A 12,353-nucleotide genomic window follows, 5' to 3' on the forward strand; every position below is an offset into this window, starting at 1 on the left:
AATTCAATAATCTTTATAAAATAGCGTAGTAAATAATGAAGAGGTCAAAATATAGAGCGGCAATTTATATTAGATGATCTTTTTACTTCGTTTTTTTTGCGAGTTAATCATTTCTACTGGATAAATACTTATTTGAAACTTTTCGCAGATATGAAAAAGGCATTTCTCTCACTCACCGTCTTGGCATTCATCGCTTCAGGCTGTGGGCTTTTCGGCGGCAAAGGAACTGGACACCATGGTGAACTGACTGGCGTAACAGACAGACTCGAATGGGATCAGTACCAGCCTATGGGCATGGTATTCGTAACCCCTGGTAGTTTCCACATGGGACAAAATGACCAGGACGTTCCTTACTCCCAAATTGCCCACAATCGCCAGATTACGATCAGTGGGTATTTCATGGATGAATTTGAGATTACTAACAATCAGTATCGTCAATTCGTTTATGGACCTTCTGCTAATGAAGCTAATGCATTCCAGCAAAACGGTGCCCTTGACACTATAGACCCCATTTTGCAGGAAATCATCATTCCCGACACTACTGTCTGGATTCGTGATTTTGCATATGCATACAATGAGCCACTAATGGAAAACTATTTCTGGCATCCTGCTTTCGACAACTATCCGGTTGTTGGAGTAAACTGGTATGCTGCACAGGAATTCTGTAAATGGCGTACCCTTCACCTGAACCAGTACAGAGAAGAGAAAGAATTGCCTGCAATGCCTCGTTTCCGTCTCCCTACAGAAGCTGAATGGGAATATGGTGCAAGAGGTGGATATGAGCACAAAATCTTCCCATGGGAGAGCCCATATCTAAGAAATAGCAAAGGGTGTTTCCTTGCAAACTTTAAACCTGGTAGAGGAGATTACATTGCGGATAATTTTGAATATACGTCTCCTGTTGGAGCTTACTTCCCCAACGAATACGGACTCTGGGATATGCCTGGAAACGTTGCAGAATGGTGTGAAGATGACTTCGAAGAAACAGGTTACAGATATGCACATGATCTAAACCCTGTATACTATGATCGCGATCGCTTCCCGGATGAAGTAAGAATTCCCGGTGGTGGCAAAATCCGCAAAGTTATTCGCGGTGGATCATGGAAAGATATAGGATACTTCCTCTCTTGTGGTACTCGTTCTTTCGAGTATGCAGATACAGCTAAGTCCTTCATTGGATTCCGTACTGCAGTAACAGTTATCGGACGCTCAGGCGCCGCTGGTAACTTCTAAAAAGCAAAATTTCATTGACAGATATTTGAAGAATTAGTAAGAGTGTTGTCTTGTTCGCATGAGGCAAGCAACACTCCTTCAATATCATCTCATAAACAAAAATCAATCATCATCAGGCAAAATTTAAGGAAAGTAAAATGGCAAGAAAAAAAGGTTTATTAAAGTCGCGTGGAGCGCAGGTAACCATGAACTTCATTTATGGTGCCGCTGCAGCAGTGGTAATCGTAGGAGCCCTTTTTAAAATATTACACTGGGAAGGGGCGAATGAAATGCTGATCATCGGAATGTTTACAGAAGCATTCGTATTCTTGATCTCAGCTATCGATCCACCTTCAGAAGAATATGAATGGGAAAGAGTATATCCTGTCCTTGCTGATGACTCTATGGTAGGTGATACATTAGTTGATACTACCTGGACGCAGGATGTAAAAAATCTCGACGGCGCTGTATTTGGAGAACTCTCCACTACACTTACCGGACTCAATGATAATGTATCCAAGCTTTCAAGCGTTACTGACGCTGCTGGTGCAACCAATGAGTATGCAAGCAAAATCAAAGAAGCTTCTAGCAAAATCGAAAGCCTGAATCAAAGCTATTCTATCGCTGTTGATTCTATGTCTGGATTCGCTAATGCTGCAACTGATGCGCAAGCCTACCACGAGCAGGTTCAAACTATCACTCGCAACCTGAGCTCTCTGAACTCTATCTATGAGCTTGAATTGCAAGATGCCAAGACTCACCTGAAGTCTTTGAACCAGTTCTACGCCAGCATGGGTGAAGCTATGCAAAGCATGGCTGAAGCTTCTACGGATGCTCAGCAATACAAAGAAGGAATGGAAGTTCTGAACAAGAATTTGCAGCGCCTGAACAATGTTTACGGTAACATGCTTTCAGCTATGGCTGGTGGTACCAACTAATGCATCCTTTCTCTAATATATTTATTAACCTAAATCAGAAAGGAATAAGTTATGGCATCAGGTAAATTATCACCAAGGCAGAAAATGATCAACATGATGTACCTCGTGTTGCTCGCACTACTTGCCTTGAACGTAAGTGCCGAGATTCTGAATGCCTTCCAGGTATTCAAGGATAAACTGGGCACATCAGCTCTGGAAGCAAATGCAAATTCCGGAGACTTCATGGCATTGATGAAAGAAACCATCAATGAAGAGATCAAGAACGAAGGAAAACGTTCCAATGAAGGCTTGCTGGATACCCTGGATCAAATCAAAGGGCAAACCAGCGAAATCATCGGCAAGATCAATGGACATATTAGCCACCTCGAAAATGAGATCATCAAACGTGATCCAGAAACCAACAAATTGGTAAACCTCGGTGAAACTGAGAAGAACATCCAATATTGGTTAGGACAGGGAGATTCTCAAGAGGCCAATGACGGAAGAGGAGAAGGAGAAGCATACAAGCTTCACCAGGAGTTGGATGGTTATGTAAAATATCTGGTTGACATGTATAATGCTCAACTTAAGGACCAATCTCAAAGACTGAATCTTCCGGAAGAATTGCTCACTTCTGATGCAAAGCCTGAAGACACTCAGGACGGAGAACCCAAAACCTGGGAACTCTTTACTTTCGAAGGTCCTGCTATTGCAAACACTGCAATGCTTGAGAAAATCAAACTGGATATCTACGAAAAAGAAAAATCACTGCTTGACCTGCTCAACTCTCGTTTGGGAGTAGCAACCTTTAAAGCAGATAAAGTTGTTGATATCAACGCACCAATTTCTACCATCGTTCCTGCTGGTTTGCAATTCCAAACCAAGCTATATGTAGCGATGTCTTCCAGCCAAATCCAACCTAAGTTCTCTAGTAGCTCCGGTTCGATCAAAGTTGAAGAAGATGGTGGTGCATTGTTGACCATTGGGGCAAGAGGCGGCTCTATCCCTAAAGGAAGAAACGAAGGAAAACAGTCATACACTTATACTGTTCAGGTACCTAAGGCTACTGGTGGATTCGAAACCATCAATAAAACAGCTGAATTTGTGGTTCGTAAGCCAGAGGTTGTAATTACTTCTGCTGCTATCCAGATCCTGTACTCTCAGTGTGGTAATGATGTAAACATTGATGTTCCTGCTTTGGGAGATCAATACAATCCCTCTGTTTCTGTCAATAATGGATCTGTGATTCCTAATAAAAAATCCAAGAAGAAATTCCGGATTGTACCTACAGGAAGAACTGCAAGAGTTGCTGTTAGCAGTGTTACAAATGGACAGAAGCTCCTGATTGGAAACGTGGATTACAAAGTAATTCGTCCTCCCAAACCAGGAATCGATATGCGTGTAAACGGAAAACAAGTTAAAGGACCTGTTTCTAAATCTAGTAGGGTTCAGGTAAGACTTACTGCTGATGCTGACTTTGCATCTGCGCTTCCTCAAGACGCAAGATATGGAATTGGTAGTGTTGAAGTTAAAGCTCAGCTTTCTCTCGGACCACCAACCACAGTGAATCGTGTAAATACAGCTGGTAAAGATGCCTTGAAGCCCATCAACATTACTATGGGTACACAAGTAAGGCAGGCGCGCGCAGGTACCGCTGTTTACATCATCCTGAATGATATCTATAGAACAAATTTCCAAAACAAACGCATCGTGGATAAGCGTTTCTCTGAAGTAGAGAGAACTCTCCAGGTGGTTGTTAAATAATCTAGATCTGTTGATCAAATACTTTATTGAAATATGAGAAATATCCTGCTTGTCACCATCCTAATTACGGCGTTCAGTCTCCCGGCTTTGGCACAGTTCAAGACTGAAGAAATCCGTCCTGAAGACCACTTTTGGCGTCGCAAGGTTGTAAACCGCATTGACCTCAATGAAAAGGTAAACAGCCCCCTGATCAAACGCGAGAGCAGCTTCTACACAGGAGATAATACTCCTTATGCAGAAACTGATGGATTGATCATGACCCTGTTCAATGGCCTAAAGCAAGGTAAGTTCGTGGCTTTTGACCCCGATAGCCTTGAGAAGCCTATGAGTTATGATGAGGTACTGCAAAAGATCCAGGAGATCGAAGGTAGCCTCGAAGGAGAAGATGATTTTGATTCCGGAGCAGAAGACGACTTTGGTGATGGAGAAGATGGAGAAGGATTCGATGACTTCGATGGGGATGAAGAAGATGACTGGGGATTCGGTGATGAAGGTGATGACGGATTCGGTGGAGACGAACTTGGAGACTCCATTGACGAAGTTGGCAAATCTGCATTTGGTGGAGGTGATTTCGATCCCGCTCCATTTGAAAATGTAGTTCACTTCATCGAAGACAGAATTTTCGACAAGACCCGTTCTGATATGGTGTATGACATCCAGTTGATCGATATCATTTGGACTGATCCAGGCGAAACGCTTCCTGAGAAGCAGCTGATCACTTTCCGTTATGATGATGTTCGCGAAACCCTGGAAAGTGCACAGTGGAAAAACCGTTACAATGATGCTGAGTACAAAACATTGCGTGAAGTATTCGAGCTGCGTTTGTTCCACAGCTATATCATCGACATATCTGGAGAAGGTATCCGCTCACTACATGAATCTGAATACCGTCGTCAAAAGATGGTTGAATTCGAGCACCACCTCTGGAGCTACTAATAGCAGGAAATGATTAAAAAACCCGGCACTGAGAAGATCAGTGTCGGGTTTTTTTATGTGTTCTGGTACTCCTGTGTTCTCGTGTTCTAGTGATTATCCCGAAATCAGAACCCAAAGAACAGGAGAGTGCTAGAACACCTGAGCACTAGAACACAATTTTCCTCCCTCTCCTGTAACCTTTCTGCCCTCCACCATTATGGGAGTATAGCATAATTCAACCACTCATACGAATTTCAAATAAAGTCGAAAAGCCAAGAATCGACCTGGGAGAAGTATGCTCATTAACGAACCATCAGAAAGAAATTATGGCAAATCAAAAAGTATCACCCCGGCAGAAAATGATCAATATGATGTATTTCGTTTTGCTGGCTATGCTCGCAATGAATGTAACCAATGAGGTACTGGATTCTTTTGAGTCGATCCGAGAACGTCTCAAGATTTCAGCGACTCAGGCAGAAAACAACAACCAGGGATTTATCTCCATTATGAATGCTGAAATCGAGCGGCAGATGGAGATCGAGAAAAAAGAAGACAACAAAGGTTTGATCGATACACTGGCCATCGTCCAGGGTATGACAAATGAACTAATGAAATCCCTGGATCAACATGTCTTGGAAATGGAGAAGCTGGCGAAATATGATCCGGAGAAGAAGGAGTTTACCAAGAAAGATGAACTGGACGAAAACTATGTGTATTGGATGGGCGAAACAGAAGAAGCGAATCAAAGAAGGGGAGAGGGAGAAGCATATGACTTGCGGGAAAGTCTCGATCAGTACGCACGGGCATTGACATCCATTTACAACTCACAGGTGAGGGATTCTATGCAAAGAAATCCCTTGTTAAGACAGGATCCTAAAGAAAGCAGTAAAGACCCTGGCAAGCGTTGGGAGCAATATACCTTTGAAGGGCCTGTAGTTGCCAATCTGGCAACTTTGGAAGCTTTACGGGTAGATGTCCTCCAACAGGAGAAAGAGTTATTGGAGGTGCTTAATAATCGTATAGCAGGGAAGATAAATATCATCGTCGATAGTATCGTAGCAATTAGCTCTCCCCTTGCCCAAATCGTTCCTGCAGGTCTCCCTTTTGAGACCCAATTATCCGTAGGGATGGTATCTCGTCAGGTGAAACCCAATTTCAGCAGTCCTTCTGGTAGAGTGAATGTAGATGAGGGAGGAAATACAGCGACTTTGCAAGTGATGGCAAACGCCAGCAATATCCCTGCAGGGAAAGCAGAGGGCATGCAAAGCTATACGGCTAATGTGTATGTACCCAAACCTGATGGGACTTTTGATACTTTGCAGGTTCGTCAGTCCTTCAAAGTTACCAAGCCGGAATTACAGGTATATTCTTTGGCCGTAAACAACCTTTATCGCAACTGTGGAAATGGTTTGAATATAGATGTGCCTGCATTAGGTGTACATTATGATCCTGTAGTAACAGCAAGCAATGCCCAGGTAACGCAGGCCAATGATTCTAAAAAGAAGTTTTTGATCATCCCTAATGGCAGAAGTAGTGTGGTAAGTGTTAGCTCCAGGACTCAGGGAAGGACGCTAAAGATCGATGACAGAAAATACAATGTGATTTCCCCGCCTAAGCCCGAGATCGATTTCCGGGTAAACAGAAGGTCTTATGTAGGCGGTGCTTCTGTTCCTAAAAGCAGTAGCTTTCATGTGAAACTGGTACCTGATGCTGAGTTCAAGCGCTTACTCCCCAGAGATGCTCGTTACCGCATTACCAAAATCAGTATAAAACTTAAAGATGGGCTAAGACCCCCACGTACCCTACGCACAATCAATGTCTCCAATCAAAATGCTTTGGAAATGATCAGTTTGCCGGTTCCTGCAGAAATCAGACAGGCTAGAGCGGGTGATAGAGCATTTTTCGTAATCGAAGGAGTAGAGCGAATCAATTTTAGAGGAGGAACAGAGGAAGTGAAATTATCAGAAAGGGTGAGAACCCTGGCCGTGGACCTTCGATAAAAACCTCGTCATCTCGAAGTTTGGATTTGCGGTGGCATGCAGTGCTGAGAGATCGTGTATTTTATCTCGAACCGAAATACAAGCTCCCTCGGCACACAGGAGCCAAAGCGCATCCTGGCTTCGGGATGACAGGATGTTTTCGTCATCTCGAAGTTTGGATTTGCGGTGGCATGCAGTGCAGAGAGATTGTGTATTTTATCTCGAACCGAAATACAAGCTCCCTCGGCACACAGGAGCCAAAGCGCATCCTGGCTTCGGGATGACAGGATGTTTTCGTCATCTCGAAGTTTGGATTTGCGGTGGCATGCAGTGCTGAGAGATCATGTATTTGAATCGATCCTGAATACAATGTCCCTCGGCACACAGAAGCCAAAGCGCATCCTAGCCTCAGGATGACAGAATGTTTCAAATGAAATGGAATTTAAATTACTCCCTCTTCAATGGCTTTGAGAACAAGCATTGCGCGATGCTTACCTAGTTTGGCTTCCAACTCTTTTTGGCTGGCGGCTTTGAGCTTTTTAACTGACTTGAAGGTTTGCAAAATTTCCTGCTCCGCCTTACTCCCAATGCCTTTGATTTTAGTGAGTTTAGACCGCTGACCATCTGCTTTACTTCGGAGGTTTCTATGGAGGGTAATGGCAAAGCGGTGCGCTTCATTTCGAAGCTGCTGTAATAAGTATAAAGCCGGACTCTTTTTATCAATATGGAGAGGAATGCTATCTCCGACCCGGTAGATTTCCTCCAAACGTTTAGCTATACCGATAATCGGAATTTTATCAATCAAGCCCAGTTTCCGTAAAGAATTAGCCGCACTGCTCAATTGCCCTTTTCCTCCGTCTATCAGAATCAATTTGGGTAAAGGTTGATTTTCATGTAAGAGTCGCTTGTACCTCCGCTCCACGATCTCTTCCATAGAAGCAAAATCATCGGGACCCTCTACCGTTTTTATTTTGAAATGACGATAATCTCGTTTCGAAGGCTTCCCGTTTTTAAAGACCACACAAGATGCTACGGGGGAAGAACCCTGAAAATTAGAGTTATCAAAACACTCGATGTGGTCAGGAGGCTCAGTCATACGAAGTTCTTTCTGCAATTCGTCTACCATGATTTCAGCCTGACTTCTCCTTTTTTTGAAGGTCTGGGTATAGAGTTTTTCGGTTAAAAGGGCCTTACAGTTTTTTAGTGAAAGTTCAATGAGGTGCTTTTTATCTCCTTTCTGTGGGATGGACCAATTGATTCCTTCGGGAATTGCAGCACTGCTCAAGTCGATATTCGCCACCCAATCTGTGAAGAATTCCTGTTCCTGGTCAGCCAGCATTTGAGCCATCCCCGCCATGAGGATTTCCTCTGCTGTCTCCTGATTTTTCTGTTTGAATTCGAAGGAATGGGTTTGAACAATGGCTCCATTTTGAACCTTGAAGTGATTGACGACTGCCAAATGTTGTTCAACTAGAATTGTTATCACTTCCAGGTCATTGACCGAAGAGGAAACAACTCTACTTCTTCTTTTGTAGGCTCGAAGTCTTTCCCATCTTTTCTTAAATAACTCTGCTTTCTCAAACTCATAATTCCCTGCAGCTGCTTGCATCTGTTCTTCCAGCTTTCGCAAAACAGGGCCCAGGTTTCCTCTGAGAATATGTTTAACCTGATCAATCCCTTCCATATAATCCTCTTCGGATTGCAAACCCTCGCAGGGAGCTTTGCAGTTGCCTATCTGGAATTCCAGGCATTTTTTGAATTTGCCTGCCTGTATGTTAGCATCAGTCAGGTGGTAATTGCAGGTTCTGATCTTAACGAAATCCCGGATCAGTCGAAGCATGGTTTTCATATTGGTCACACTAGGGTAGGGACCAAAGTATTGAGAACCATCTTTTATGCGGTTTCTTGTGCTAAAGACTCGTGGGAAACGCTCATTTTTAATGCAGATATAAGGGTAGGTTTTTCCATCCTTTAGAAGGATGTTATATCGGGGCTGATGCGTTTTGATCAGATTGTTTTCTAAGAGGAGGGCTTCGATCTCGCTATTGGTGAGGGTATAGGCGAGGTCTTCGATCCTTTCTACCAAATGCTGTATGCGGTAGCTATGCTTTCTCCCGGACATAAAATAGCTGCTGACCCGCTTACGCAGATCTTTGGCTTTTCCGATGTAAAGGATTTTCCCCGATTTATTGAGGAAACGATAAACACCGGGTGCTTGTGGTAGATTTTTTACTTTGTCGAGAACAGCCGTACTCATGAGGGCCTCCTAATTAGGCTAGGGAACAGGGAAATTAGTCGAAACTATTCAGATCATCTGAACTTTGTGGTAGATTTTTATCCTGAACCAACAATGTTTTTCCTTCTTCATCTCCATCATTGAAGCAGTCGAAGTTGGTTCCATATCCCCGAGGTCTACGGAAACGTGCCTTCTCAAGTTTCAAGCTAGGATCATCATCCACCTTCTGAATAAAGTTTGCCCAAATCGGCATTGCCATATTGGCTCCCTGTCCATTTTTAATATCTCTGAATCGCATCCTGCGATCTGCACATCCTACCCAAACACCAGAAACCATTTCCGGAGTAACAGCTACAAACCATCCATCTGCATGATTCTGCGTAGTTCCGGTTTTGGCACCGATTTCCTGGGTGAAATTATATTCGGTACGAAGGGCATGTGCTGTTCCAGCGGCTTCATCGACTGTACCTTTGAGTAACTCCAGGACACCATAAGCATCCTTTGCATTCATGCCTTCTTTGCTATTAGGCGAAAACTCAACCAAGACATTTCCTTTGCGATCCTCTATACGGGTAACAAATATGGGCTCATTGCTGATCCCCTGATTTGCGAAAGTCGAATAGGCTCCGGTCAACTCAAGAACAGAAAGATCGGCCGTTCCAAGACACAAAGCATAAACAGCTTCGAGGGGACTTTGGATCCCGACTCTTCGTGCAAATCGAACTACATTTTCCGGTCTTACTCTGTCCATCAGACGAGCAGTAACCAGATTGGTAGAAGTTGCGAGAGCTGTACGCAGGGTCATTTTACCTCCATACTTGCCATTTGCATTTTTAGGTGTCCAGGGAGTTCCTTTTCCATCCGTATCCGGGAAGGTCCAGGGTTGATTCAATTCTTCTGTACAGGGAGAAAGGCCCGCTTCTATTGCGGCTCCGTATACAAAAGGTTTGAAGGTAGATCCTACCTGTCTTTTACCTGTTTTTACATGATCATACTGGAAATAGCGATAATCAATACCTCCTACCCAGGCTTTCACCTGACCATTTCTTGGATCAATAGAAACAAATCCAGTTTCTAGATAACGACACATATACTTAATAGAATCCAGAGGACTCAAGGTCGTATCTATTTCTCCTCCCCAACTGAAGAGGGTCATTTCAACTGGCTTATCAAATTCTTCTTTGATTTCCTTTTCTGATTTCCCGGCTTTCATCGCTCTGCGATAGCGGGGAGATTGTATGGTGAGATCCTCAAGAATCTTGGGATCGTATTTATAGGGCTCTTGCCCGTCGATATGCTCGTCAAAGTCTTGTTGCAGTTTAGTCAAGTGCTCTCTAACCGCTGATTCAGCATGTATCTGCATACGTGAATCCAGGCTGGTAAATACCTTTAACCCATCAGCATAAAGGTTGTATTTACTACCATCTGGCTTGGGATTCTTTTCCGCCCAATCCTTCACAAACTCTTTCACAATCTGACGAAAATAAGGAGCAGTACCCTGATAGTGCATTTGGCCTTGAGCTACCGTAACGACCGGCAATTGCTTGATGCTATCGACATCAACTTCTGCAGGATTGAGAAAACCATGTTTTACCATGAGATTGATCACAACATTTCGGCGTTCTTTACTTCGCTCTTTTTTGCGGATCGGATCATACACTCCCTGGCCCTTTAGCATACCTACAACCAGGGCAGATTCCTCTATGCTCAACTCAAGAGCCGTTTTACCAAAGAGTCTTTTTGCTGCCATTTCTACTCCATAGGCATTACCGAAAATGTTGACCGTATTCAAATAGGCCTCCATGATCTCTTGCTTGGTGTACTTTTTCTCTAAAATGGCGGAAACGATGATCTCTTTAACTTTTCTGAAAACCGTACGCTCTCTGCTTACAGCATTGAAGAGGTTACGAGCCAACTGCATAGTGATGGTACTACCCCCACTGGTTGTTCCTGAAAGGTTACGTTTGACCAAAGCTGGAATGGACCAGTAATCCACTCCACTATGATCATAAAAACGTGCGTCCTCCGTTGCGACCAGGGCATTGATCACATGAGGAGACACTTCGTTAAGGTGTATATTCACCCGATTTTCACGGGCGAAGAAGTTGTCCAATACAATCCCATCAGAGGATAGCACCTGCGTAGATAGGGTGGACTGAGGATTTTCGATTTCGTTTAGGGGCGGAAGATACTGTGTAGAAAACAGTATGAAGCCCAAGACCAGCGTTGCCATGCCGGCAATTACTCCCAGAAAGATTTTCCTGGGAAGCTTGTGCTCGGGCAAGAATTCAATGCCTATCCGGGGGGAAGACGGTTTTAGGCGTTTACTCTCATGGCTTATTTCCTTTTCTAATACCGAAAGTTCATTCATGGAAAAACGCTTTTCTTGCGAATTCAAAGATACCACATAATTATAATATATGGTAGAAAGTGTGGATTAGTACCCTACAAATGTGGATAAGGTGTAGGAAGGAGGCTGTTTTTGTCGTCCTTTCGAAGGCAAAGGAGAGCTTGTCTTATTTCTTCGGATAAAAAAATTCGCCAAATCAAATCTCTTTGCCCGAGCAAGGAATTTTCCTTATTCCGCTGGAGGGAGAGGAAATCCATCAATATATGATCTCCATTCTCATGCCAAAGCAGTCAAAATCCAGGAATTATTTCATGAATCGTAAGAAATGGATCTCATGTGCTAAATTCAGTACAGATAATCTCATTTTTGTTCATCGCGATTCTTTTTCCACTCCATTCCTTTTTTCACCAAATAAAGTAATGCTGAGAGCAAAAGAATGAGCTGGGAAATGTAGCTGAGCATACTTTTTAATCCAGTGATCCGGGAAGCATCTGATACTTTTTGTGCATCCAGATCAGGAAAGGCAGCCAGCATTTCAAGGGTGTTGAAGTTTTCTATATAATCAACCAGCATCAATAAAATGGGGAAGAGGGCCAGATAGATCCAGTTTGATTGAGGAGGGCTAATTTTTTTGAGAAAGAAAGCGGTGAGTAAAATGAAAAAAGATCCATAAGCCCAGGGAAAAATCATATCCAGAACTCCCGTAATATTCTTGTGTATTTCCCGTCCTTCTTCTGTGAGTAGGCTAAAGAATTGATGAATTTCCTGCTGGTCATAATTTTTCCGTAAATCTACAATCGGACTGTCCTTTCCTGTGAGGGAATTTATTTCCGTTTGGTAGCTCTGGAAAAGGTAGAGGCAGATGATAAAAGCCAAAAAAGCAGGCAGGATGAATTTCCAGTTAGAGCTAGTAGTGAGTAGCTTTTTCATAAAACGTATTTCGGTTTAGAGCAATCCGAATAAAAACAATAAAGCCCGGA

General features: G+C 43.3%; 8 protein-coding genes. 5 read left to right on the plus strand and 3 right to left on the minus strand.

Going from position 1 to position 12,353, the window contains the following annotated elements; translation table 11 throughout:
• The first annotated feature begins 150 nt into the window (after window positions 1-150).
• The 5 genes from R8P61_28765 to R8P61_28785 all read left to right on the plus strand — a co-directional run bounded on the left by R8P61_28765 (window position 151) and on the right by R8P61_28785 (window position 6,808).
• Window positions 151-1,233, plus strand: coding sequence for an SUMF1/EgtB/PvdO family nonheme iron enzyme (locus R8P61_28765; GenBank protein ID MDW3651104.1), 1,083 nt, complete (start codon window positions 151-153; stop codon window positions 1,231-1,233).
• Window positions 1,234-1,370: 137 nt separating this feature from the next.
• Window positions 1,371-2,150 (plus strand): gliding motility protein GldL, encoded by a 780-nt coding sequence (gene gldL, locus R8P61_28770; protein MDW3651105.1) that lies wholly within the window; start codon window positions 1,371-1,373, stop codon window positions 2,148-2,150.
• A gap of 93 nt (window positions 2,151-2,243) precedes the next feature.
• Entirely contained in the window at window positions 2,244-3,893 is a 1,650-nt protein-coding gene (locus R8P61_28775; protein ID MDW3651106.1) for a GldM family protein, read from the plus strand.
• An 87-nt stretch (window positions 3,894-3,980) separates the two neighbouring features.
• A complete protein-coding gene (locus tag R8P61_28780; protein MDW3651107.1) occupies window positions 3,981-4,829 on the plus strand; it encodes a hypothetical protein in 849 nt (282 codons plus the stop codon).
• 305 nt (window positions 4,830-5,134) lie between these two features.
• Window positions 5,135-6,808: a GldM family protein gene (locus R8P61_28785; protein MDW3651108.1), complete on the plus strand. Its 1,674-nt coding sequence runs from the start codon at window positions 5,135-5,137 to the stop codon at window positions 6,806-6,808.
• Between the two features lie 421 nt (window positions 6,809-7,229).
• Here R8P61_28785 and uvrC read toward each other — a convergent pair whose 3' ends face one another.
• The 3 genes from uvrC to R8P61_28800 all read right to left on the minus strand — a co-directional run bounded on the left by uvrC (window position 7,230) and on the right by R8P61_28800 (window position 12,303).
• Window positions 7,230-9,044: an excinuclease ABC subunit UvrC gene (gene uvrC, locus R8P61_28790; GenBank protein ID MDW3651109.1), complete on the minus strand. Its 1,815-nt coding sequence runs from the start codon at window positions 9,042-9,044 to the stop codon at window positions 7,230-7,232.
• A gap of 34 nt (window positions 9,045-9,078) precedes the next feature.
• Window positions 9,079-11,394, minus strand: coding sequence for a transglycosylase domain-containing protein (locus tag R8P61_28795; protein ID MDW3651110.1), 2,316 nt, complete (start codon window positions 11,392-11,394; stop codon window positions 9,079-9,081).
• A 339-nt stretch (window positions 11,395-11,733) separates the two neighbouring features.
• Window positions 11,734-12,303: a hypothetical protein gene (locus R8P61_28800; protein ID MDW3651111.1), complete on the minus strand. Its 570-nt coding sequence runs from the start codon at window positions 12,301-12,303 to the stop codon at window positions 11,734-11,736.
• Window positions 12,304-12,353 lie beyond the last annotated feature (50 nt).

Source organism: Bacteroidia bacterium (assembly GCA_033391075.1).
GTDB lineage: Bacteria > Bacteroidota > Bacteroidia > J057 > J057 > JAWPMV01.